Here is a 23054-nt window from a genome sequence, read left to right as displayed (position 1 = left end):
CTTCTGTGGCGCTCAAGGGCCGGGCGTGACACCACGCACTTTGCGGATGACTGGGGCGGTAAAGGTCAGATGGACCAGTTTAAGGAAGTTCAGCTGTTCGTTGAGGTCGCCGAGACCGGTAGTATCAGCCGGGCGGCCGAGGCGGTCGAGTTGTCTATATCTGCCGCGAGTCGTTATCTCATTTCGCTCGAGAGCCGCCTTGGCGTGCAACTCGTGAGAAGGACGACCCGCAATCTCTTCCTGACGGAAGCAGGAGCAGAATTTCACCGACGTTGCAAATCCATCCTCGCGGACCTTGGCGAAGCAGAGTTGGTCGTCAAGGATGCGACGGCGCGCCCGAGCGGCCTGCTGCGGGTGACGGCATCGCTTTCCTTTTGCATGTTGCATATCGCGCCCATGCTTCCGGAATTTACAGCGCGCTATCCAGACATAACAGTGGACGTGGTCGCGGCGAACCGCTACTACGACATCATCGAGAACGGAATTGACGTTGCCATTCGAACGAAGGTTCTTGAGGCCGACAGCAACATCACAGTGCGTCGCCTTGCGGCGACACGCCGTGTTCTAGCCGCTGCGCCAAGCTATATTGCGGCGAACGGTTTTCCACGGTTTCCTGCCGAACTCGGCAAGTACAAGGTGCTGAACTACGGGCTGGCCGACAATCCCCGCGAGCTCTCGTTTCAACGCGACGGTGAATGCGTTTGTGTCAAAGTGAAGCCGTTGCTTGAATCCAATGACGGACAGATATTGCGCGTTGCGGCCTTGGAGGGCATGGGCATTCTCGTTCAGCCCAAGTACATCGTCTACGACGACATCAAGACCGGCCGTCTCGTGCCAATCCTGGATGACTGGGACTTGCCTCGCCTCACAATGAATATCGCATTCCAGACGCGGTCACACATGCCCGTCAAGGTCCGCCTTTTCATCGAGGCCCTAGTGGAGCGCTTCAAGAAGAACCAATATGAGCGACTCTGGACTGAGTAGCGACTGCGCTCTATTGGAAGCTGCCGGACTTCGCAGTTTCCCATCAAGCGCGAAAGAGATTCCCTTTTCAGCTCTGTCTTACCGCCAAAAGCGAATATAGACTTCCTTCAAAGCTGTTGAGAAACATTGAAGGAGACACTCCATGTACCAGGCAGCACCCAACCTTTCACGAACTCCCTCAGCGTATTTCGACGAGGAGCATTCTGCGGATGTCGTGAACGGTCGTATGGGGCAGGACATCAATCCCCGACTCAAGCAAGTGATGTCCGTGCTGGTTAAGCATCTGCACGCTGCAGTGAAGGAAATCGAGCCGACGCATGATGAGTGGTTTGCTGCGATTCGCTTTCTCACCGAAACTGGGCAGATGTGCAACGAATGGCGGCAGGAGTACATCCTGTTGTCAGACATTCTCGGTGTCTCGATGCTGGTTGATGCTATCAACCATCGTCGGCCAAGCGGCGCGACTCCGAACACAATTCTCGGCCCATTCTATGTTGAGAACGCACCGCAATACGAGAATGGAGCGAACATCTGCCTGGATGGAAAGGGCGAACCCCTTGTAGTCGCTGGGCGCGTGACCGACATCTCTGGCAACCCGATTCCGAATGCGAAACTCGAAGTCTGGCAGACGAATGACGACGGCTTCTACGATGTTCAGCAAAAGGGTATCCAGCCTGACTCGAATCTGCGCGGCGTTTTCACCTCAGATGCCGAGGGCGGGTATTCGTTCAAGTCGGTCAAGCCGCGCCACTATCCCATTCCTTCTGATGGTCCCGTTGGAAAGCTCCTCGGTGCGATGGGGCGGCACCCGAACCGTGCGGCACATTTGCATTTCATCGTGACTGCGCCGGGCTACGAGCCCGTCATTACGCACATCTTCACGCCGGATTGCCCATATCTCCCTGGTGATGCAGTCTTCGGCGTCAAGAGCGAACTCATCGCCGATTTTAAGAAGGTCGATGACATCGACGCTGCACGGGCGGTTGGGTTCGAAGCCCCGTTTTGGTCGGTGACGTGGGATTTCGCACTTGCACCCACTGCGAAGCCCCAGCGAACTATCGCGTAAGCGTGTGGCACGCACTGCGACGTGCCGCTGAACACCCTGAGCAACCTGAGCATTGGACACTGGAAATGAGCACGAAAAGCAAAGAGCTGCTGGCCGCGTATTGGACGCTTGCTGGCGATGTCTACCCCGGCGCCCCCACGGAAGTCAGTCCGTATTCGTTGCGTGACCGAGCGGAGGCTGCGTCGCGGGCGGGCTGGAGCGGAATCGGCCTCATCCTTGACGACCTCGAGTACAGCGTCGAGCAGTACGGCGTTTCGGGCGTGAAGAAGATTCTGGAAGATACCGGGATGAAGTACTTCGAGCTTGAAATCCTGATGGACTGGTACCTCGACGGTGAAGCGCGGGCGAAATCGGACCATTTCCGTCGCCGTGTCATCGAGCTGGGTGCCGAGCTTGGCATGCGCAATCTGAAGATTGGCGCCAACCCGTTTGATGAAAGCCCGGCCAACTTTCCGCGCATGACGGAAGAGTTCGCGAAGCTTTGCGAAGACGTCGCGACGGTCGGCGCGACGGTGGCAATCGAATTCATGCCCTTTTCCGTTATCCGGAACATCGGCGACGCGCTTAGGATTGCGGAAGGTGCCGACCAGCCGAATGGCGGATTGATGGTTGACCACTGGCACGTTGCACGTTTCGGCAGCCCATACAGCGAGGTCGCTCGGATTCCGGCGCGCTTCATCAAGGGCGTAGAGCTGGACGACGTCGCAGCGGAAGTTAAGGGAACGTTGCTGGATGACTCGACGTTTAACCGCAAGCTGTGTGGCGAAGGGGCCGCTGACTGTCGCGCGTTTGTCGAGGCGCTCGACCAGGCGGGTTGTGACCTGCCGTATTACGGCGTCGAACTGATTTCGGAACCGTTCCGGAAGCTTCCGCTTGAGCAGATGGCCAAGCGCGCGTACGACACCACTATCGCCCAGTTTTCGAGCACAGCCGGCGCGGCGGCATAAGACATATCGCTCAGACCTATCATCTCTGGAGACAAACATGATTCGTATCGCTGTTCTCGGCGCTGGCCGTATCGGCCGCATCCACGCTGGAAATGCTGCAACCATTCCGAACGCCAAGCTTGTGGTCGTTGCCGACCCGGTTGAAGCGGCGGCTAACGCTCTGGCCGAACGCCTCGGCTGTGAGGCGTCGACCGACTGCATGGCTGTTCTGCAACGCAGCGATGTCGACGCCGTGGTTATCGGCACGCCGACGGACACGCACATCTCCTTCATGCTGGAGGCGGTGGCTCGCGGAAAGGCTGTGCTCTGCGAGAAGCCCATCGACCTGGACATGGAAAAGTCGCTGGCCGCTGCGCGAGAAGTCGAGCGTCTTGGCGGACGCGTGATGCTCGCCTTCAACCGACGCTTCGACCCGACTTCGCAGGCGTTCCGCAAGGCAATTGACGCGGGTGACGTCGGCGAAGTCCGTCAAGTCGTCATCTCAAGCCGGGACCCGGGCATGCCCCCGCGCGACTACGTCGAGCATTCGGGCGGCATCTTCCGCGACATGGTCATTCACGACCTCGACATGGCGCGCTGGTTGTTGGGCGAGGAGCCGGTGGAAGTGATGGCAATGGCGAGCCGCCTCGTCGATACGTCGCTCTCCGAACTGGGCGACTTCGACACGGTCATGGTCCAGCTGCGTACGGCATCCGGCAAGCAGTGTCATATCAACTGCTGCCGCGAGGCTGTGTATGGCTACGACCAGCGCATGGAAGTGTCCGGCTCGAAGGGCATGCTCCTGCAGGAAAACCTTCGTCCCTCGACCATCCGCCGCTGGACGAAGGACGCAACCGACGTGCGCGAGCCGTTGCTCAACTTCTTCCTTGAGCGCTACGTCGAGGCTTACAAGGGCGAACTGCAGGCGTTCGTCGACGCGCTGAACAACAACACGGCTCTGCCGACGTCGGTCGAGGATGGTTTGAAGGCGTTGCGCCTCGCCGAGTGCGCGCTCGAGTCGGCGACGTCCGGAAAAGCGGTCAAGGTCTAACGGTACTGCTGGAGGAGATAAAGTCATGTTGCGAAAGATTGGTCCGAACGAAACGCTTGGCGTGGCGTGTCTTGGCATCACTCACCCGCACACATCCGGGCGAGTCAAAGCTATCCAGCGTCGCACCGATGCGAAGATGCTCGGTGCGTGGGATACGAGCCCACTTCTCACGCCGTTCGTCGACGCGCTTGGTCTCGAAGCACGCTCCAAGGAGGACATTCTGGCGGACGAGAATGTTCATGTCGTGCTCGTCCACTCGAAGAGTGAAAAGATGGCCGACCTGACCATTGAAGCGCTCGAAGCCGGCAAGGCAGTACTGTGCGAAAAGCCAGCTGGCCGCAGCTCAGCAGACGCAAAGCGCATCGCCGATGCAGTGGAGCGTACCGGTGGTCTCTTTCAGGTCGGATATTGCTGGCGCTTCGCTCCCTCAGTCGACGCGATGCAGGCTGCGCTCAAAAGTGGTCGACTCGGGAAAGTCGTTCAGGTGCGTGCGCACGCTGGTTGTTCGCACGATGAGGCGGGCACCCCGCACATGACGCAGCCTGGCGATATCGGTGGTGCTGTGTTCGTTATCGGCTGCCATCTCATCGACCGCATCCTTCTGCATTTCGGACTGCCGCGCTCGGTGAACGCACGAATCACGAAGTTCCCGAACTTCCACGGCGACGAGTCGCGAGAAGACGCAGCGGGTGCGGTGCTCAACTACGAAGACAAGATTGTCACCGTCGACTTCATGTCCTGGGACGTTTTGCCATGGACCGAGAGCTGGGATATCACCGCATACGGGACGGAGGGCATCATGTCGTCGCGTTCGCTGCCCGCGAGCTACAAGATTTATGACGCTGGAAAAGGTGGCCATCCGGAGGGGTGGACCGAGTGGCAAGAGACCAGCTTCCCGGAAATCTGGGCGACGAAAAAGACGGAGTATTCGCCTGACATCGCTGAAATCGGCAACCCGGTTTACTTTGACCGCGAATCGAACGCGTTCTTCAACGCGCTGCGCAACGGAACACCATCGGTTGTCCCGGCAATCCAGGCGTACAACATCAGCCGTGTCATCGAGGCCATGTTCGCCTCTTCAAAAGAGGCAGGGGCAGAAGTATTTATCGGTTAAGGATTCGCAGGGCTGACGCAATGCGTCAGCCGAAGGATTCGCACTTCATAAGCTGAAAACGTAAATACACATTCCTAAATAGGAGACGATGTCATGAAGATTCTGAAGAGTGTCGCGATTGTTCTGGCGGCTTCGGCAGCTTTCGCTGCAACGTCTGGAGCAGCGTTCGCCCAGGATAAAGGTGTAGTCGGAATCTCTCTACCCGACAAGACCGAATCCCGCTGGATTACCGACGGGAAGAGCATGGTCGATGCGCTGAAGGCAAAAGGCTACTCGTCCGACCTGCAGTACGCAAACTACGACGTTCCGACGCAGGTGAACCAGGTCGAGAACATGCTCGCGAAGGGTGTCAAGGCACTGGTCATTGCGCCTATCGACGGCAAGACGTTCTCGGACGCTCTGGCGCTGGCCCAGAAAAAGGGCATCAAGGTCATCTCTTACGACCGCCTGATTAGCCAGACCAAGGACGTCGACTACTACGCGACCTTCGACAACCGCGGCGTCGGCGTCCTGCAAGCGCAGAGCATCGTCAATGCCTGGCAGAAAGCGGGCAGCAAGACCCCGTTCAATATCGAAGTGTTCGGGGGTTCTTCTGACGATAACAACGCCCACATGGTGTACGCGGGCGGAATGTCAGTTCTCAAGCCGTACATCGACAGCGGAAAATTTGTCATTCGGAGCAAACAGGTTGCGTTCGAAAAGGTCGCGACTCGTAATTGGGATGGCGCGACCGCTCAGGCTCGGATGGACAACCTGCTGAGCGCATTCTATGGCAAGGACCACCTCGATGCGGTTTGGGCGCCGAACGATGCCCTGGCGATTGGCATCATCTCGTCTCTCAAGGGCGTGGGATACGGTTCGGGCCAGCAGCCAATGCCCATCATTACGGGGCAGGACGCAGACATTCAGAACGTGAAGAACATTGTTCGTGGTGACCAGACCTCAACGGTGTTCAAGGACACACGCAAGCTCGCCGGCGTCGCCGCCGACATGGTTGACGATGCATTGACCGGCAAGCAGGTGCCCATCAACGACACGAAGAGCTACAACAACGGCGCGAAGATTGTTCCGACTTACCTCGTGAAGCCTGTTCTCGTCGACAAGAGCAATTACCAGGCGGAACTCGTGACGAGCGGGTACTACACGCCGGCGCAAATCAAGTAAGGCATCTGGACGTAAGCGAGGCGGGGATTCCCTGTGGAACCCCGCAACGCGTAGGCACGCTTCCGGCGTGACCAATCGGAGGAATGTGAGCATGGATACCATTCTGGAGATGCGCGGAATTCAGAAGAGCTTTGGCCCGGTCAAAGCCCTGAATAACGTGAATCTAAGGGTCCGTAAAGGCGAGATTCACGCCATATGTGGAGAAAATGGCGCAGGTAAATCGACGCTGATGAAAATCCTCAGCGGCGTCTACCCGCACGGTACTTACGTAGGCGGTGTGCTTTACGACGGTCAGGAGCGTGCGTTCGCTGACATTTCCGACAGCGAAGAGGTCGGAATTATCATCATCCATCAAGAGCTTGCCCTCGTGCCTATGCTCTCGATTACGGAGAACATCTTCCTTGGCAACGAGCAGGCCAAGCGCGGAGTCATTGACTGGCAGGTCTCGCGTGCTAAAGCGAAGGAACTGCTGAAGAAGGTGGGACTTACGGATTCCCCGGACACGCCTGTCGGCACGCTTGGGATTGGCAAACAGCAACTTGTCGAAATTGCCAAGGCATTGTCCAAAGAGGTTCGTCTCCTGATTCTCGACGAACCCACCGCAAGCCTGAATGAGAAAGATAGCGACACGCTGCTCAACCTCCTTCTTGAGTTGAAGGCGCGAGGCGTAACGTCAATCATCATTTCTCACAAGCTCAACGAAATTTCACGCGTTGCGGACGGAATAACGGTCATTCGTGACGGCTCGACAGTCGACGTGCTCGACTGCAAAGCCGAGAGCGTGAGCGAAGACCGCATCATCAAGGCGATGGTTGGTCGAGAAATGTCCGACCGTTATCCGCCGCGCACGCCGGACATCGGTGAAATCATTTTCGAGGTCAAGGATTGGCGTGTCCAGCATCCCACACAGCGCGACCGCGCCGTCATCAAAGGCGTAAATCTGAAGGCGCGCAGGGGTGAAATCGTCGGTATAGCAGGGCTGATGGGCTCGGGGCGCACTGAGCTTGCCATGAGTGTCTTTGGGGGAACTTATGGCCAAGGCATTACAGGCCAGGTGCTGATGCACGGAAAACAGGTTGACACTTCGTCGGTTCAAAAGGCTATCAAGGCCGGCATCGCCTACGTTACTGAAGACCGGAAAGGCAACGGTCTGCTTCTCGACGACAACATCAAGCGGAACATCACTTTGGCAAACCTGCCCGGTGTTTCGAAGCTTGGTGTCGTCGACGAGCACGCGGAGATAACGGTTGCGGCCGACTTTCTGAAGAAGCTGCGAATCCGGGCACAAGGCGTGACGCACGTTGTCGGCAACCTTTCGGGTGGAAATCAGCAAAAGGTCGTCATCAGCAAATGGCTGTTCTCTGAACCGGATGTGTTGATTCTCGACGAGCCCACACGTGGTATTGACGTGGGAGCGAAGTACGAGATTTACAACATCATCAACCAGGCGGTTGCATCAGGAAAATGCGTGGTCATGATTTCTTCGGAAATGCCCGAGCTGCTCGGCATGTGTGACCGCATTTATGTCATGAATGAAGGCCGGTTCGTCGGCGAGTTATCTGCAGAAGAAGCGTCGCAGGAAAGCATCATGCGAGCAATTATGCGAAATGGAGACATTCAAAATGCGTAAGGCACTCTCTCCGGTTGCCGCCGAAGGCGCCGAGGTCAAGAAAGGCGAAATGTTCGGAATGGTCAAGCGCATCGGCAGTGAGTATGGACTGCTTCTGTCGCTCGTCATCATCATGGTGTTCTTCCAGGTCGCGACAAGTGGCGTGTTGATGGAACCGCTTAACTTGACCAATCTGGTGCTCCAAAACAGCTACATCGTCATCATGGCGCTCGGCATGCTCATGGTGATTGTCTCTGGTCACATCGACCTGTCGGTTGGCTCGACCGCAGGTCTGGTCGGCGCGTTGGCGGCAGTATTGATGGTCCAGTATGACATGAACTATGTTTGGGCGACCATTATTTGCATCGCGGCCGGTGCACTGATTGGTGCCGTTCAAGGCTACTGGATTGCGTTCTGGCGTATGCCGTCGTTCATCGTGACTCTCGCCGGGATGCTGGTTTTCCGTGGCATGACGAACCTCGTGCTCCAAGGGCAATCCATCGGCCCGTTCCCGGACGCATTCGGCAAGGTCAGCTCGGGCTTCATCCCTGACGTTTTCCACGGGCAATCGCTTCACATCACATCGATTCTCCTCGGTGTTCTGGTGGGCGTACTTTTCTTCGTGATTGAACTTCGGCATCGCGCTGGTGCGGCAAAACATGGTGTCGAAAGTGGTCCGTTCACGATGTTCGTGACTAAGAACGTCGTTCTTACGGCGCTCATTGTAGGCTTTTGCTACTTGCTCGCATCCTATCGTGGCTTGCCTACGGTTCTGGTCATCATGGGTGTACTGATTGGTGTGTACACCTTCCTCATGAACCGGACAACCATCGGCCGTCGCATCTACGCGGTTGGTGGCAATGCAAAGGCCGCACGCCTCTCTGGGGTCAGCGTGCCGGCAGTGAGCTTCCTCACGTTCGTGAATATGGGGGTCCTCGCTGCTCTGGCAGGTCTTATTTTCGCCGCGCGCCTGAATAGCGGCACGCCGAAAGCAGGTACCGGCTTTGAACTCGACGTCATCGCGGCATGTTTCATCGGCGGTGCATCCGCATCGGGTGGCGTCGGCAAGGTCGTAGGCGCGGTAGTAGGCGCGTTCATCATGGGCGTGATGAATAACGGAATGTCCATCATGGGCATCGGTGTGGACTATCAGCAGGTCATCAAAGGCATCGTGCTCCTCGCCGCCGTGTTCGTAGACGTATACAACAAGAATAAGGCGTAGTCACTGCGTTCTCCCGAAGACCAGAATTAGAAATCGGCAGGGTCCATCGTTGCAGGGCTCTGCTGACCGGCAGGCCTGAGTTCGAGGTTTGTATTTCAGGATTTTGGCTTGCTACTCAGCATTACTAACGGAAGCAGCTATGGTCAAGCATATTGTGATGTGGAATGTTCGCGGTGAGACTCCCGCGCAAAAGAAGGAGGCTGCGACGCTGGTCAAGACTGCGTTTGAAAGTCTGACTGGAAAGATTCCCGGGCTGACACGGCTGGAGGTTGGTTTGGACGTGAGCGCCGTGGACTATGCATGCGACGTCGTGTTGTATTCGGAGTTCGAGAGCCAGGAATCGCTCGACGCGTATGCCACGCACCCTGAGCATCTGCGGGTGAAGCAGCTAGTCGGCGACGTTCGCATCGCCCGACACCAGGTCGACTACGTCTGAGCCGGCCGCACCGTTGACGAAACAGGAAGACATCTCATGTACGAGTTCACGTATACCACGCAGGCGTCGAGAGTTGTGTTTGGCGCAGGGAGCATGAATCTGATTCAGCAGGAGGTCGCGACGTTGGGCGCCCGCCGTGCTTTGATTCTTTGTACCCCGGAGCAGAAGGCCCAGGCCGAGGTGGTCTCGTCTCTCCTTGGGCCCTCGAGCGCTGGCGTCTTCGATGGTGCGCAGATGCATGTCCCCATTGAGAACGCACGCCGCGCGCGCGAGCATGCAAAGAGTGTCGGTGCGGACTGCGCGGTAGCCGTGGGCGGGGGGTCCACAATCGGGCTTGGTAAAGCGATTGCGCTGGAGTCGTCGCTGCCAATCATCGCTATACCGACGACCTATGCCGGCTCGGAGATGACCCCCATCTACGGCATAACTGAAGGTGGCCTGAAGAAGACGGGGCGTGACGCCAAAGTTATTCCCAAAACCGTTCTCTACGACCCGGAACTGACAATTGGGTTGCCGGTCAGGCTGTCGATTGTCAGCGGCTTGAATGCCATCGCCCATGCGGCGGAAGGGTTATACGCGAAGGACGGTAACCCAGTTATGTCACTGATGGCTGAAGAGGGCATTCGCTCACTCGCCAATGGCCTCCGTGGCGTGAAGGAAAATGGTAAGGACAAGGCGGCACGCGGCGAGTGTCTCTATGGAGCCTGGTTGTGTGGAATGGTGCTCGGCAACGTCGGCATGGCCCTTCATCACAAACTTTGCCACACCCTGGGCGGGACGTTTAACTTGCCGCATGCTGAAACGCACGCAATCGTTTTGCCCCATGCGCTCGCATACAACAGCACGGTTGCTGACGATGCGATGGAGCGAATTGCCAGGGCTCTCAGCGTGAAGTCAGCGCCTGACGGACTCTATGAGCTAAACGAAGAACTGGGCGTCCCACGAGGCCTCCGGGAGATTGGGTTGAATGAAAGCGACCTTGACCGTGCGTGCGAGGTGGCTTTGGCCAATCCGTACTGGAATCCTCGGCCAATCGAGCAAAAGCCGCTTCGGGCGCTACTGCAGCGTGCTTGGGAAGGCGCCCGTCCAGCCGCATAATCGTGCCCATGCTCAAATGGAAAATGGCTCGACAGACGCTGGTGTTTCGGAGTGTAGGCGGCGTCCTTGGACACAAGTGCAACGGCGGTGCGAGATTCGTATCGGTGCGTTATTTGGAACTTGGTCTCGCACTCACCACTGTGGGCCTGGCGTCGAGTGTTGCGTCACCCACAAGCTCAACCGGCGGGCGTCGCTAGACGACTCTGGAACTGCTATGCCCAGTCGATGCCTGCAGGGTCGAAGAGGATGGTGACACCCGGGTACGTGGAGCAGTCGCATTCTGCACAGCCCAGTTTTCGCAAGACAGAGTGGTGGCGGTCGCTCATCCAACGCTCGAAGCCTGCATCGCGAACGATGGCTCGGAAGTCGCGCAAATCGGTCGGACCCGCGAACAACTGGGTAATGTAGCGCTCCGCGTCGAGGCGACCAGTTTCCGCCGCGGCCGATAGACTATCAAGCACCCATCGAAGCACATCTGCGCCAGGCATCCGGCTGAGTGCGGACACTTGAATTGGTGTCAGCACGTTGTTCGCATGGTTCCAGCCACCGAACTCGATAAGGGCGCTGGCGGCACGCAGGCCTTCTTCGGTCTCGAACAGCAAAGGTGTGGTTTGCGGAATGTACGCGTTGATTGTTGGCATTCTCTGGGTCTCGCAGATTCTCGTTCGTTTCGTGCCAGCCATTGGCAAGCCACTGAATATCGGCAGTTTCGTCTTAGCTCTTTAATTGAGGAGGCAGGCTCTATGAAGACCTGAAGCGACAGAATTTATGCGGCATGCATCGTTACGTGCGGCGAGTTGGGACGGTGTCAAAAAAGGTACCTCGCAAGCACGAGGGGAAGCGAAATCCAGTGATTTTGCTGATAGACGACGATGGGACGAAGCGAATCTTCTCTATGATAAAGGACGTATCGTCTAGCAAGGTCGCGATTGATGGCAGCGAATCGTTCTATCACATCATCGACAATCTTTATGTCGTGGCTGTCCCCCGTCTAGGTGGGAAATCAACCACCATTGAAGACTTCTTTGACCCGGCCGTGAGGAAAGAGCAGTTGCACGGTAAGGTGTTTAGCGGGAAGGACCAGCTCGACCCCGCAACGCAGTATGGGAAGCATCATTTCGCAGAATACGTCGTGAAGCGGAAGCAAAAAGAAATCGACTTCGCTGGCTTCACAGAGATATTGGCTAGAAGCGTCTCTGTATTGGATGTCTACGCGGCGAAGCCATAGCTGGCCGTTCCCACTAAGGTGGAGAGCGTAGGTAGGCGATGGCAGGCGTGGGTGAGGTAGCCTTCAATGAACAGGCAGGTTTGATTCGCATCTGATTGGTTCTCGTGCTTTTCGGCGCGGCAAACCACTTTTCTGTGTTCGTTCGTCTGGCTATGATTGTGGGCATTACATTAACCCCGGGGAAGTGCGATGTCTGATAACGAGTTTTCCAGCCAGGTGCCGTTCGGCACCGATAGCTTTGCAGACAATCCCGAGCCTCGCTGCCCCTGCCTGCTACTCCTTGACACCTCCGCCTCCATGCGTGGGGCGCCCATCAACGAGCTCAACGCAGGGCTTGCCACTTTCAAGGATGACTTGGCCGCCGACACGCTGGCGATGAAGCGTGTTGAGGTGGCGGTCGTGACCTTTGGGCCGGCGCAAATCCGAAACACTTTCCAGACCGCCCCTAATTTCGTTCCGCCCGTTCTGGAAGCGACGGGGGATACCCCGATGGGTTCGGCCATCAAGCAAGGGCTCGAGTTGCTGCGTCAGCGCAAGGACGAATACCGGACAAATGGCATCGCGTTCTATCGCCCCTGGGTGTTCCTGATTACGGACGGTGCGCCGACCGATGACTGGCAGACGGCCGCCACGCTCGTTCGCGAAGGCGAAACCGCCAAGTCCTTCGCCTTCTTTGCCGTCGCCGTGGGGAATGCGAACACGGACGTTCTGAAACAGATTTCTTCGCGTGACCCAGTCAAGCTTGAAGGACTGAAATTCCGCGAGCTGTTTCAGTGGCTCTCGAACTCAATGAAGTCCGTATCGCAGTCGACGCCTGGTGACAAGGTTGCACTTGTTTCTCCAGCCGGTTGGGCGGAAGTGTGAGCTGGCGTGCCATTGGCGCGAGCGTTATCGGCACTTCTCACGAAGCCGGCGACGGATACTGCCAGGACTCGTGCCTCCGTAGCCTGGTGAGCGGCCACGACGGGGCCTCCTTTCTCGTCTGCCTCGTGTCTGACGGTGCGGGTAGCGCGCGCTTCGCTGCGCAGGGCTCCGCGCTGGCCTGCTCGGCGGCAATGGCGAGTATCGAGGCCACATTGCAGAGCGGCGAGACGCTCTGCCGGGATAAAGCTGTCGGCTGGCTGGAAACCGTGCGCAGTGCTATCCAGGCTGCAGCCGACAAAGCACAGGGGGCCTCACGCGACTACGCCTGCACACTTCTTGGTGCGGTCGTGGGCGAACGCAACGCGCTCTTTTTCCAGATTGGCGATGGCGCGATAGTTGTAACGAACCCAGCGGCGCGAGGTGTCGTGTTCTGGCCCGAGGAGGGTCCGTACGTGAACATGACGCACTTCGTGACAGATGAGGACGCGTTGACGAATTTGGAGGTCGTGGCGGCCCCGATGCAGGTCGAAGAAGTCGCGCTCTTCAGCGATGGGCTGCAGCGGCTCGCATTGTCTTTTGAGAGCCGCATGCCACACCACCCATTCTTCGACCCGATGTTCGCCGTGCTGAGAGGCAAGCGACTGGAAGACTGTGAGGAGCTTTGTGACCATCTTGCGAAGTTCCTTAGCAGCGCACCCATCAACGAGCGGACCGACGACGACAAGACGCTAGTGATGGCCACTCGCGGGACCGCATAAATGGAGTATTACGACGGGCAGGGGCGGCGCATCACGCTGGGTCGAGTACTGGGCAGAGGAGGTGAGGGCTCGGTCCACGAGGTGTCCTCCATCGGACAGAACGTGGTGGCGAAGGTCTATCACGACCCCCTTGCGCACGACAAACAGGCAAAGCTGCGGGCAATGATTGCGCGCGCAGATGACCGTCTGAAGGACATTGCTGCCTGGCCAATCCAGACGCTCCATCCCAGTGCTAACGGGCCCGTTCGTGGCTTTCTCATGCCACGGGCGTCCAACGCCGAACCGCTTCACCACCTTTACGGGCCGGCACACCGCAAGCAGCAATTCCCAAGCGCCGACTGGGCATTCCTCGTGAACGCGGCGCGCAACGTCGCAGCCGCCTTTTCCACCATCCACGCGAGCGGCTGCGTGATTGGTGACGTGAATCCGAATCTGGTGTTTGTCGCCCGCAATTCGCTGGCACGCCTCATCGACTGTGACTCGTTCCAGATTCCCAACGGGAAAGCGCCGTATCTGTGTGAGGTAGGGGTGCCGCACTTCACGGCGCCGGAGCTGCAGGGCCTGTCCAGCTTCAAGGGGCTCCTGCGGACCCCGAACCACGACAACTTCGGCCTCGCGCTGCTCGTTTTCCACCTTCTGTTGTTGGGTCGGCACCCGTTTTTCGGGGTCTACTCGGGCCAGCGCGATATGCCGCCAGAAAAGGCCATTCAGGAATTCCGGTATGCGTACGCGGTGCCTGTCGGCAAGCGAGGCATGCGCCCACCGCCCAATACGGTTGGACCGGAAATCCTGCCGCCAGCGATGGCGGCGATGTTCGAGCGGGCATTTTCGGAGGACGGCGCGAAGCCAGGCGGCCGGCCCACGGCGACAGACTGGATTACGGCGCTCAACGGGCTCAAGGTACAGCTGCGCGAATGCGCAACGAACCCGGCACACCGGTACTACGGCGGGCTCGGAAGCTGCCCGTGGTGCGAGCTGGAACGACAGACCGGCTACATTGCCTTTCTCGGTGTCGTGTCTGTTCCGCCAGCGACCGGAGCAGGGGGCTCGAGTTTTCACATTGGGCAGGTCTGGGCAGCCATCACCGGTGCCGCATCACCTGGCACCGCACCGGCGCCAGCATTCGTGAGGCCTGCCGACATGAAGGCTAAGCCCCCGCCCACTGACCTCAGAGCTGCAAGAATGTGGCGCCTTGCGCGACGCTGCGCCGCTGTCGGAGTCGTGATACTGGGCATCTTCAAGCTCCAGCACCTGCTAATTGGAGTGCTGATTGTGGCGGCCGTCCTCTTCTTCGGCTGGAACAAGGAACAGCCTGAGGTGGGCCGGCGCAAGGAAGCACTTGCCAACGCCAAGCGAATCTCAGTCGCAGCCTGGTCCCAGTGGAACAAATTCGCCACCGACAAGCTCTTTCAGGAGAAGCTCGCGGAACTCAGGCAGGCGCGCGAGGAGTACGAGGACCTTGGCAACCGGTTCACTTCCGACCGGAACAAGCTGCAGGCCAATGTTCGTGAACTCCAGCTCCGCAAATACCTAGAGGGGTTCTTCATCTCTGACCACGACATCCCAGGCATTGGACCGGTGCGCAAGGCGACGCTGTCGTCATTCGGCGTCGAGTCGGCAGCGGACATTTCCTGGAACCGGGTCAAGGCCATCTCGGGCTTTGGCGAGCAGCTCACTCGGGAACTGGTGGGGTGGCGCAAGCGACTCGAAGGGCAGTTTGTTTTCGACCCGGCGAAGGGGGTTGACCCCGCGGACATCGTCGCGCTACAGCAGCGCTACGTACAACTCAGAAGCCAGCTAGAGGCACAGCTGACGGCGGGTCCGGAAGCGCTCAGGCAAATAAGCGTGAAGATTGAGCGGCAGCGCACGATGGTGCGAGAGATGGTGCTCAACGCGGACCAGCAGGTGGCTCAGGCTGAGCTCGACCTCAAGGTCGTGCAGTAGCGTTCTCGGTCTGTGTAGGGACGAAGACAATCTTTGACTTAGCCGGAAACGTCAATGCTCTGGCCGGTCTCTTTGTTGGTCAGCCGCGGCCCACAGCGCACAAGCCGCTGGCCTCGCTGCCAAACCCTGAGGATTGCCTTGTCGCTATCGGCCGCAGGTGTGAGCCGCGTGTAGTCGGACAGGAATGCATAGTCGCCGTTCGTCTCCACTGCCCCCAGCCAGAACGTTTCACAGCGCGGCTTCGCGGGTGCGCTCGCCGGAATGTCAGGCGTGCCAATGGAAGGAGCCTGGTTTGCCACTGGGGAAGGCGAGGACGCTCCGGTTCCCGCAGGGGCGGCGGGCGCTGCGTTCTGCGCAGACGGCTGAGCAGCCTGTCGGGCAGCGTCACGGTCATCTTCTGCCAGCCAGTCCCGATGACAGTTGAACTGAAGCGCCGGGTTGGCGCAGGTCTGACGATTTATACGATGCTCAGCTTGCCGAACTTCAGCGGCCTGCTGCGGTGTGAGCAGGTTGTGCTTGCATAGGAAGGGCGAGGTGCCCTGTATGCAGGTCGTGAAGTTGGCGCGTCGCTCGGCCTCGTCGACCGTGTCGCGTTGTGCGGGCGTCAGCAAATCATGCTTGCATAGAAACGGTGAACTTCCGGTACTGCAAACGGCATAATTCTGTCTAAGCTCCGCCTGCCGCACCGTCTGAGCCTGTTCAGGCGTGAGCCACTCGTGTTTGCACAGATACGGAGCGCTTCCGGTGCTGCAAGTGGCGTAGTTGTTTGTCAGTTCGGCCTGCCTGACCGCCTGAGCCTGCTCGGGTGTGAGCAGTTCGTGATGACACAGGTACGGGGCAGTTCCGGACAGGCATGTTGCCAAATTCTGGTCGTACTGTGCCCACGCGGGGTTCGACCACAGACCGAGCACCGGTAGCAGGAGTAAAAGAGTCGAGAACATCTTCATTGCGGTCCTCCTGCGGTGTTCACTGTCGAAGTTGCAGCAGGAGCCGTTGGGGAAGCGGTCGACGAGGCAGCGTCATCATCGCGTTTGTCGAGTACGTAGGTTTGGCCGTCGAAGTGAAGCAGCCTGGTACCACTGACTGGTACTTGATTGCCGCTGGCGTCGGGCGTCAGTCCCGCAATGGATATTTCCAACGGATACCAAGTGCTTCTGCCGTCCCGAACAAAACGTGGGCTCATCACGTAGCGCTCGCATGTGGCCTTGTTTTGCACACATCCAGCGGTAGCGGTGTTATCGTGAGATGAACGGAATCCGAAGACCTTGCGCAAGCCCTTTGGTTCAATGCTGAACACGCTGATGTACTGGTCAGTTTCCCCCATCCCCATAAACCCGTCTTGGAAAACGAGGCCCAGGTGACTCCTGCCAAGCTCAACCAGCGCGACGGTCGAGAAGTCGTACTTCCCCCAAGTTCCCATGAGGTCTAGGTCCTGCAGCGGCGTTGTCACGGACTCCCCCCCCTTTTTGCCGACCGTCGTGACTGTGGACGATACGACAACAGAGCACGCGTGACACTCGTAAGGGTTCTGGTTATTTGGAACAGATTGCAACAGGTAGAGAACCTGTTTGCCGTAGGGAAGGGGAACGCGCAGTGCGACCTTCGTGTTGAACGAGCCACTGTCGGAGGAAGGCCGTTGCGTATTCGCCAACAGGTGGAAGGACGTGGCCGCGCGGGTAGCCGTTCCCTCGACCGTGTCAGGCGCTGTCAGTTCGGGTACTGAGGCCATAAAGGCATAAGGACCCGGGGCAGCCGGCGGCATGCTGGCGGGCAGCGGAGCCGACGCGGCGGGTGCGGACGCTGGCACGGAGGATGACGCCTGTGCAGTGCGTGTAGGCGACTGCTTTGCCGACTGGTCAATGGCGATGAGAAGTCCCCCCAGCACCACTCCAATAAACACCAGAATCCCAACAATGGCAGGGGCGCGGTCGCGCCACGACTTGGTGGCAGCAAGTGCTGAAGAGTAAGACCCAAGGCCGGGAAACGAGGTTTGCGAGCCAGACGGGGCGGCGCCTCCCGCCCGCGCGCCGGCCGCCGGGGCCGTACTCCCAGCTGTAAACAGGGCCGCTACCGATGCGGCGATGTGCGCGGGACACTCGTGCAAGAGCAACAGGTCTTCAATCCGCTGGCCCGAGTAGCCTTGACCGCGCAGTTCCATGGCCCATTCGACCATGCTGCTGGCAAACGTTTCTTCCGGGTCTACGGGGCCGAGCGATGTGCTGGAAGAAGGGGCCGTTCTGCCCGGGTGGCGCTGGACGTCATAGACGCCGCGCCGGGTTTCGTCGGACAGGACGTACCAGGCGCGTGCGAGGTCCGCGAAGCGGCGGGAGGCGTCCAGTGGGTTCCGGTCAGCATAGGCGGGATGGACCTTCGGCGCCGCATACCGGTAGGCTTGGTTGATTTCGGCCGTCGAAGCGTCTTCCCTGACGCCGAGCATGCCATAGTAATTATCCGTCATGCCAATCCCCGAGCACTCCTAGCCATGCAGTCTTCTGCACGAATTCGTATGCCGGCATGATACAACGCGTTGACACAGGACTAGGCTGGCTACCGCAGGCATCTACCCGTTGTTGCTGGCTGCCCGTACATGTTTGCATTGGTTTTTCTCAAGGATTCTCATGCACTTTGAGAATCTAGGAAATTAGAGAGCTTAAGCGTTAGCTCTGGCCTTGGGTGCGCCGGAATTTTGTTTGAATCGACGAGGCGTACCATTCACCAATCGTCCCGTGCGCCAGTGACGGTATCCGCCAGTTCTAGTTTCCCACTACTCGGTGCTGGAGTACGAGGCGTATGTAGCAATTAAGCCGTCAATCTGGACAGCTAGCAGTCGCACGTCCAAATCAACTGTGGAAGTCGCCGCGCGAAACTGCGGAATCCAGTTTGTTCAAAACGTTCCCGCCTTCCATTTTGCAAAGAAAGTTGCCGCGTCTATGGGGCAACGAGGCGGACACCCGAGGATAAGTGGGCCGAAACATTCCAATCGGATGAACCAGAGCACGAACGAGGCGAACGCGACGACAGAGGCCGAGCTGCTTGATTTTCTGATAGAGAAACTGGAGAAGGCAAACGCGTCCCTCACTGATGTGGGCGCGAAAAAGGCTCGCTGGGTACGTCGTGCGCAGAAAGCTCTTATCGTTGCCGCTCTCGCGACGATTGGACCCACGTTGGCGCTGATTTCCAGTCCTGACCTCCCATCACTCAGGTCGACCGCTGACCGGTCGGTTGTTCAGGCGGCTGCGGCGGCAACTAAAGCGGGAGTCGTGAGGGACTTGCGCACTGCGCAGCCTCGCCCGTGGGGTCTCCGAGTGATGCATTGAATAATCTCTCTGGTTCGTCACCAACGACGAAAGCGGACCGTTAAGACGGAGGAGCGGCGGGCGCAGTTTCGTTGCGCCGAGCGGAGCCCGCACGGCACCCTGTCCTCCAGTGGATGACGTGACCGCCCACTGTGCGTGCGGAAAAATGCAATACGCATGTCGCATCAATCGAGTGCGAGAGAACGCTGCCAAATTGGCGTAAAGTTTCCGCGTGATTATGCCGTTGTCCTATGTTGTAGTTAACCGCGAAACCGCCTTTCGATGAGTTGGTGCGATTGGCGCGCCTTTCGTAACGTTAGAGAGCACAACAGGCGCTGAATACCGCAGATGCCCGCTCGCGGAGTCGAATGCGGTTATCACTTAAAAAATCAATATCAGTGGGAGAGAGTCATGAAGGGGCCGACTGAGGGAAAGTTTCAACCGTCATCCGCTATACAGACCGGAAAGCGTCTGCTGGCGGTTCTAGTGGCAGCCATTGTCGTCACGGCTGCCCAAGCCGACGAGCCCGTGGTCAAGGACCCGCACCATGGACCTTACAGCCAAGAAATTGCTTCTGTTGGGTCGTGGAAGGTCAATCCGGGATATTTGTCGCTCGACCCTGCGGATACCACCCGTCTAATGGAGAAGATGCAGAATCCGGGAGTCGAGAATACCTGGTTGTATGCACCAGAAGGCTTGAATCGGTGGTTCGCGGTCGTCAACTACCAAGACGCGGGCCACGTCAATGACGACGAGAAGATTGACCCCGAGGCTATCCTCGAGCAGTTGAAGAAGGGCAATGAGCTTTCGAATGAAGAGCGCCGCAAACGTGGCTGGCCCGAAATGCATCTCATAGGCTGGCAGGTCGAACCACACTACGAGCCTGACACCAAGCGGCTGTCATGGGCGACACTCAGTGAGGCCAATGGCGAAAAAGTCGTCAACTACACGACGAAAGTCCTCTCGCGAACCGGAGTTGCGACGGTTGTCCTCGTCACCGACCCTGCTAGTCTTGAACAGTCAATCGCCGAGCTTAAAGCACAGCTCGACGGGTTTGCTTTCAATTCCGACCAGACGTATGCGGAGTTCCGCAATGGCGACAAGATTGCCGAGTACGGACTGACCGGCCTGATTGTTGGCGGCGCTGCAGCTGCTGCGGTAAAAACTGGCGCATGGAAGTGGGCTCTCGGCATCCTTGCAGCCGGATGGAAGGTTTTCGCGGCTGCCGCCGTAGCATTGCTCGCCGGCGTGAAGTCACTCTTCAAACGGCGCAGTGCGTGAGTACGCTGCTCGGCGACTACAACCGCCTGCTTGCAGGTGCCATTTGGCTCTTCTTTGCAAGCGGGCTGTTGATGCTCAAGAATCCGGGACATGGAGTGGTCTACCTCGGCCCTAGACAAACGCGGGTGCGATTCCCATCGTGGCGCGCGACCTTTGGCCGGCGTCTCGCGCTGGTCGTGTACCCGATTCACTCATTCTGGCCGATGGCCGAGGTCGAACTGCTGGCGGTAAGCCGGGCAGGCGCTATGAATGAGCTCGCGGGGGCCGCCCAGCAGCTCTCGCGGACACTACGATTCGCCCGTCCATTTCTGCTTGCGGTAACCAGCATCGTCGTTCTTGTTATTCCGGTTTGGGTACTAACGCGAGGCGCTGACCTCATTTTTCTCGCTTTGGCGGCACTGGCGTATTTCCTGTACGCAATTGGTCTGGCCGCACTCCTGCGAGGGGGCAAGAAGGAGGACCGCCAACGCGTCCGCGAGCACTGGAAGACGCTCCTCGAACCGCTGCTATGCTTGCCGTACGGAGCGCACCTGTGTCGCAAGCTCAGTGAACGATATCAACTGTCGGTGCCTCTCGTCGATGTTTTACTTTCGGACGCAGAGTTGGCGCCCGCCGACCTGCAGGACCTTTCTGTTCACATCGAAGAGCTGAGAACCGTGAGCGACGACCTAGCTGACCTCAGTTTGCTAGCTGAACTCAAGGCTATCATTGACACGCGCCTCGCGGGACAACTGCAATGAAAATCGCCATTCTCGCAATTGCCGCCCTCGTCGGGTTCTGGGTGGTAGGCGCCATCATTGAGCAGTTTCAGAAGAAGGCACCGAAAGCTGCATCGTCATCGAGCTCAAACCCCGGAAGCGGACCCGAAGAGCCGCCGCGGGCCGACCCCATTGAGGAAGCGTGTCGCGTGCTTCAGCTGAACCGTCCTTTCACGACAGAACAACTGCGCGCGGCGTACCGTCAGCGAATGTCGCAATATCACCCGGACAAGGTAAGTAGCCTCGGTCCGGAATTCCGCGAACTAGCTGAGAGCAAGTCGAAGGAAATCAATCGCGCATTTGACCTTCTCGCCAGATTCTCCAGGTGAGAGGCCCCGATGCCTTTTTTCGGCATCTACTGACCACTTCACGGTCGGCGCTTGACGCTGCATTCACCATCAATGAGACAACAGGCAAGGGCGATGGACACTGCAGGATTCGCTTTTTGAGCAACGGAAGTCAGCGCCGACCGGCTACGCAGCGCGCCCGTCAACAGACGCGCACGAAAATTCCGGCCGCCACCAGGAACTCAGCTGCCTTTTCGAGCGGCAACTGAAATGCGACCGACACGCTGTGCGCGAATTCGGCCTCCGTGCGCGAGATGCTTGCAAAGGAGCTATTCCCTATCAAGCGTCGTGCCGCGTCGAGCGAGAGGCTTACACCCGACTGCTCCGCAGCAAAACTGACTTTCGATTCGTCAAGATAGTTTCTTGTCCAGAATAGTCCACGCGTCGCGGCGGCAGCAGGGTGCAGTACATATCGGGGCGTTTGACCGGGCACGCTCAAGGCGTCTTTCAGAATCTCAAATTCTTCGCTAACCTTCCGGCGAAGATACCCGTGCGTTTCCAGCAAGCACAGAAAGTCCCGCACTGCGACGCGCAGCGAGGTCGAAGCTGTGGGTAAAACTGCGTAGCGTTGCGTCAGCCACGCGGCCACAGCGTCGACGGTCAAGGCGGGCCGAGAGCGCAAGCTCCGCTGCCCATGGATGAACTTCCGGAACACGTCGGCTTGCCAAATTCGCGTGCGTGCCTTCACGGAGGACGCGCAACGCACGGAGCCGCCTAACACAGTTGGCCAATCCCGTTCGGCCAGAGTGAGCTTGCGAGCGAGAAACTCCATCTTGTCTGCATCCGGGGCTTGGCGAAACAGCTCGTTTGCCCTTTCAACTTTTAGTCGTGCGGCTGCCTGCCGCGCCAAGACTGTGGCGCGCTCCGCCGCGAATGCAGCCGCAGCTTCAGCTTCCTCTTCCGCGAGCCGCGCCTCGTCCTCTTTGAGGCGTGCATCGAGGATGGCCAGGGCCTCGGCCCACCCAGGATAGAAGAGCCACCGCTTGCCGGCGGCGGTCTCGACAATGCGCTCGGTCAGTGCATCGACTGTGACATCGCGCTCGACGTCCGACAAATCGATTGCGAGGGCGGGCGTGGCGAGACGCTCAAGCTGCGCCAGTTTGTAGGCATCGACCTCATGCGTCACTATGACTTCGACGATAAGCAACTGTTCGCCGCAGTCGACCACGAAATCCGGCCGGATGCTGTCCATCCATTTCTCGGCTTCGCCCTCCACATCCCAGCGAATGGTGTGCTCCTCGCATACTGTGATGTCTTCCCGAAGCGAACTGTCATCCACGCAGATTAGTGCCGGTGAGCGCAGGTGCCGATGTTCGAGCAGAATTTGTTTGGCCAGCAGGTGCAGGGACGTTTCGAAACCGCTTGCGCAGTCTGAGCCAGGCGAGTGCGAAAAATGCCAGGTCCGCGTTTCCCCTTGCTTCAGAATCACTGGGCTTTGGCAGGCAGCACACCGAAAGGGGCCCGGCGCCAGTTTCGGCAAGTCGCGTGCAGCAACGAGGTGCCCGAGCGGGTCAAGGGCGAACGGGATAGTCAAACCGGCTTTCATCGGGCTGGAGCGCAAGACAGAAGCGGCTACTATAGCAACACGACTCGACCTACCCGGCGGCATGGCCCCCCGGTATTCACTGCGCATAGATTGCGCGGCATGTGTGGAATTCACAGCGAGCGAGTAGCACGCTCTTGTACACTTCTTCGGAGAAAAAGCACAGTTACTGCGAGAAGAATACTTATCAACCACGCAAGAGGGACGTCATGGGAAGCTCAGGCTCGGGTTCGTTTTCGGACTACCCCGATGGGCAGCTCAAACTCCTCCACTTGTGGGCGGCTAAATTCCCCCAGGCAGGACGAGCGGATTATGCGTCGGATTCCTCAGTGACGGCAAGTCTGGCGGCGGCTTCCCGCAGTCGA

Annotated in this window: 21 protein-coding genes; 17 read left to right on the top strand and 4 right to left on the bottom strand. The window is 58.5% G+C overall.

Annotated elements, in window-relative coordinates:
- Positions 1 to 69: 69 nt before the first annotated feature.
- From L5014_RS29925 to L5014_RS29880, 10 genes are all read left to right on the top strand, one after another.
- Complete coding sequence (locus L5014_RS29925) at positions 70 to 984, top strand: LysR family transcriptional regulator (RefSeq protein ID WP_238467409.1); 915 nt, start codon at positions 70 to 72, stop codon at positions 982 to 984.
- A 142-nt stretch (positions 985 to 1126) separates the two neighbouring features.
- A complete protein-coding gene (locus tag L5014_RS29920; RefSeq protein WP_238467408.1) occupies positions 1127 to 2050 on the top strand; it encodes an intradiol ring-cleavage dioxygenase in 924 nt (307 codons plus the stop codon).
- 65 nt (positions 2051 to 2115) lie between these two features.
- Entirely contained in the window at positions 2116 to 2997 is an 882-nt protein-coding gene (locus L5014_RS29915) for a sugar phosphate isomerase/epimerase family protein (protein WP_238467407.1), read from the top strand.
- A gap of 37 nt (positions 2998 to 3034) precedes the next feature.
- Positions 3035 to 4027 carry an inositol 2-dehydrogenase gene (iolG, locus tag L5014_RS29910; protein WP_238467406.1) on the top strand — a complete coding sequence of 331 codons (993 nt, stop codon included), beginning with the start codon at positions 3035 to 3037 and terminating at the stop codon, positions 4025 to 4027.
- 25 nt (positions 4028 to 4052) lie between these two features.
- Positions 4053 to 5141: a Gfo/Idh/MocA family protein gene (locus L5014_RS29905; RefSeq protein ID WP_238467405.1), complete on the top strand. Its 1089-nt coding sequence runs from the start codon at positions 4053 to 4055 to the stop codon at positions 5139 to 5141.
- 93 nt (positions 5142 to 5234) lie between these two features.
- Positions 5235 to 6305, top strand: coding sequence for a multiple monosaccharide ABC transporter substrate-binding protein (gene chvE, locus L5014_RS29900; RefSeq protein WP_274389571.1), 1071 nt, complete (start codon positions 5235 to 5237; stop codon positions 6303 to 6305).
- 91 nt (positions 6306 to 6396) lie between these two features.
- Entirely contained in the window at positions 6397 to 7935 is a 1539-nt protein-coding gene (gene mmsA / locus L5014_RS29895) for a multiple monosaccharide ABC transporter ATP-binding protein (RefSeq protein WP_238467404.1), read from the top strand.
- The gene (mmsB, locus tag L5014_RS29890; protein ID WP_420800163.1) at positions 7913 to 9136 is read left to right on the top strand and encodes a multiple monosaccharide ABC transporter permease; all 1224 of its coding nucleotides are present in this window, start codon (positions 7913 to 7915) and stop codon (positions 9134 to 9136) included. The genes mmsA and mmsB overlap by 23 nt, the downstream gene beginning before the upstream one ends.
- 139 nt (positions 9137 to 9275) lie before the next feature.
- A complete protein-coding gene (locus L5014_RS29885) occupies positions 9276 to 9572 on the top strand; it encodes a Dabb family protein (RefSeq protein ID WP_238467403.1) in 297 nt (98 codons plus the stop codon).
- 36 nt (positions 9573 to 9608) lie between these two features.
- Positions 9609 to 10670 (top strand): maleylacetate reductase, encoded by a 1062-nt coding sequence (locus tag L5014_RS29880; protein WP_238467402.1) that lies wholly within the window; start codon positions 9609 to 9611, stop codon positions 10668 to 10670.
- A 212-nt stretch (positions 10671 to 10882) separates the two neighbouring features.
- On the opposite strand, the gene L5014_RS29875 is transcribed toward L5014_RS29880, so the two are convergent.
- The gene (locus L5014_RS29875; RefSeq protein ID WP_238467401.1) at positions 10883 to 11311 is read right to left on the bottom strand and encodes a hypothetical protein; all 429 of its coding nucleotides are present in this window, start codon (positions 11309 to 11311) and stop codon (positions 10883 to 10885) included.
- A 209-nt stretch (positions 11312 to 11520) separates the two neighbouring features.
- Between L5014_RS29875 and L5014_RS29870 the strand changes: the two genes are divergently transcribed.
- The 4 genes from L5014_RS29870 (at position 11521) to L5014_RS29855 (ending at position 15464) form a co-directional block, all read left to right on the top strand.
- A complete protein-coding gene (locus tag L5014_RS29870) occupies positions 11521 to 11898 on the top strand; it encodes a hypothetical protein (protein ID WP_238467400.1) in 378 nt (125 codons plus the stop codon).
- A gap of 189 nt (positions 11899 to 12087) precedes the next feature.
- Positions 12088 to 12762, top strand: coding sequence for a vWA domain-containing protein (locus tag L5014_RS29865; RefSeq protein ID WP_238467399.1), 675 nt, complete (start codon positions 12088 to 12090; stop codon positions 12760 to 12762).
- Positions 12759 to 13520 carry a PP2C family serine/threonine-protein phosphatase gene (locus L5014_RS29860; RefSeq protein ID WP_338019352.1) on the top strand — a complete coding sequence of 254 codons (762 nt, stop codon included), beginning with the start codon at positions 12759 to 12761 and terminating at the stop codon, positions 13518 to 13520. Before L5014_RS29865 ends, L5014_RS29860 begins: the two co-directional genes overlap by 4 nt.
- Positions 13521 to 15464, top strand: a complete 1944-nt coding sequence (locus tag L5014_RS29855) for a helix-hairpin-helix domain-containing protein (protein ID WP_238467397.1) — start codon at positions 13521 to 13523, stop codon at positions 15462 to 15464.
- Positions 15465 to 15502: 38 nt separating this feature from the next.
- Here the strand turns inward: L5014_RS29855 and L5014_RS29850 are convergent, their stop codons facing one another.
- Both L5014_RS29850 and L5014_RS29845 read right to left on the bottom strand, forming a co-directional pair.
- Positions 15503 to 16411 carry a hypothetical protein gene (locus L5014_RS29850; RefSeq protein ID WP_238467396.1) on the bottom strand — a complete coding sequence of 303 codons (909 nt, stop codon included), beginning with the start codon at positions 16409 to 16411 and terminating at the stop codon, positions 15503 to 15505.
- Positions 16408 to 17922, bottom strand: a complete 1515-nt coding sequence (locus tag L5014_RS29845) for a J domain-containing protein (RefSeq protein ID WP_238467395.1) — start codon at positions 17920 to 17922, stop codon at positions 16408 to 16410. The genes L5014_RS29850 and L5014_RS29845 overlap by 4 nt, the downstream gene beginning before the upstream one ends.
- Before the next feature lie 1249 nt (positions 17923 to 19171).
- On the opposite strand from L5014_RS29845, the gene L5014_RS29840 reads away from it, so the two are divergent.
- The 3 genes from L5014_RS29840 to L5014_RS29830 are packed head-to-tail and all read left to right on the top strand — an operon-like array spanning position 19172 to position 21128.
- Positions 19172 to 20041 carry a DUF2167 domain-containing protein gene (locus tag L5014_RS29840; protein ID WP_238467394.1) on the top strand — a complete coding sequence of 290 codons (870 nt, stop codon included), beginning with the start codon at positions 19172 to 19174 and terminating at the stop codon, positions 20039 to 20041.
- A complete protein-coding gene (locus L5014_RS29835) occupies positions 20038 to 20781 on the top strand; it encodes a hypothetical protein (protein ID WP_238467393.1) in 744 nt (247 codons plus the stop codon). Before L5014_RS29840 ends, L5014_RS29835 begins: the two co-directional genes overlap by 4 nt.
- Complete coding sequence (locus L5014_RS29830; protein WP_238467392.1) at positions 20778 to 21128, top strand: J domain-containing protein; 351 nt, start codon at positions 20778 to 20780, stop codon at positions 21126 to 21128. Before L5014_RS29835 ends, L5014_RS29830 begins: the two co-directional genes overlap by 4 nt.
- A 160-nt stretch (positions 21129 to 21288) precedes the next feature.
- Here the strand turns inward: L5014_RS29830 and L5014_RS29825 are convergent, their stop codons facing one another.
- Complete coding sequence (locus L5014_RS29825) at positions 21289 to 22680, bottom strand: competence protein CoiA family protein (RefSeq protein ID WP_238467391.1); 1392 nt, start codon at positions 22678 to 22680, stop codon at positions 21289 to 21291.
- Positions 22681 to 23054 lie beyond the last annotated feature (374 nt).

Source organism: Paraburkholderia tagetis (genome assembly GCF_022213065.1).
Lineage (GTDB): Bacteria > Pseudomonadota > Gammaproteobacteria > Burkholderiales > Burkholderiaceae > Paraburkholderia > Paraburkholderia tagetis.
Note: the sequence above shows the minus strand (reverse complement) of the source record. Positions and strands in the feature narration are given on the sequence as shown.

Excerpts from the sequence above, each read along its gene's own strand:
- L5014_RS29925 (WP_238467409.1), top strand. The coding sequence starts at position 70 with ATGGACCAGTTTAAGGAAGTTCAGCTGTTCGTTGAGGTCGCCGAGACC.
- L5014_RS29920 (WP_238467408.1), top strand. The coding sequence starts at position 1,127 with ATGTACCAGGCAGCACCCAACCTTTCACGAACTCCCTCAGCGTATTTC.
- L5014_RS29915 (WP_238467407.1), top strand. The coding sequence starts at position 2,116 with ATGAGCACGAAAAGCAAAGAGCTGCTGGCCGCGTATTGGACGCTTGCT.
- iolG (WP_238467406.1), top strand. The coding sequence starts at position 3,035 with ATGATTCGTATCGCTGTTCTCGGCGCTGGCCGTATCGGCCGCATCCAC.
- L5014_RS29905 (WP_238467405.1), top strand. The coding sequence starts at position 4,053 with ATGTTGCGAAAGATTGGTCCGAACGAAACGCTTGGCGTGGCGTGTCTT.
- chvE (WP_274389571.1), top strand. The coding sequence starts at position 5,235 with ATGAAGATTCTGAAGAGTGTCGCGATTGTTCTGGCGGCTTCGGCAGCT.
- mmsA (WP_238467404.1), top strand. The coding sequence starts at position 6,397 with ATGGATACCATTCTGGAGATGCGCGGAATTCAGAAGAGCTTTGGCCCG.
- mmsB (WP_420800163.1), top strand. The coding sequence starts at position 7,913 with ATGGAGACATTCAAAATGCGTAAGGCACTCTCTCCGGTTGCCGCCGAA.
- L5014_RS29885 (WP_238467403.1), top strand. The coding sequence starts at position 9,276 with ATGGTCAAGCATATTGTGATGTGGAATGTTCGCGGTGAGACTCCCGCG.
- L5014_RS29880 (WP_238467402.1), top strand. The coding sequence starts at position 9,609 with ATGTACGAGTTCACGTATACCACGCAGGCGTCGAGAGTTGTGTTTGGC.
- L5014_RS29875 (WP_238467401.1), bottom strand. The coding sequence starts at position 11,311 with ATGCCAACAATCAACGCGTACATTCCGCAAACCACACCTTTGCTGTTC.
- L5014_RS29865 (WP_238467399.1), top strand. The coding sequence starts at position 12,088 with ATGTCTGATAACGAGTTTTCCAGCCAGGTGCCGTTCGGCACCGATAGC.
- L5014_RS29855 (WP_238467397.1), top strand. The coding sequence starts at position 13,521 with ATGGAGTATTACGACGGGCAGGGGCGGCGCATCACGCTGGGTCGAGTA.
- L5014_RS29850 (WP_238467396.1), bottom strand. The coding sequence starts at position 16,411 with ATGAAGATGTTCTCGACTCTTTTACTCCTGCTACCGGTGCTCGGTCTG.
- L5014_RS29845 (WP_238467395.1), bottom strand. The coding sequence starts at position 17,922 with ATGACGGATAATTACTATGGCATGCTCGGCGTCAGGGAAGACGCTTCG.
- L5014_RS29840 (WP_238467394.1), top strand. The coding sequence starts at position 19,172 with ATGAAGGGGCCGACTGAGGGAAAGTTTCAACCGTCATCCGCTATACAG.
- L5014_RS29830 (WP_238467392.1), top strand. The coding sequence starts at position 20,778 with ATGAAAATCGCCATTCTCGCAATTGCCGCCCTCGTCGGGTTCTGGGTG.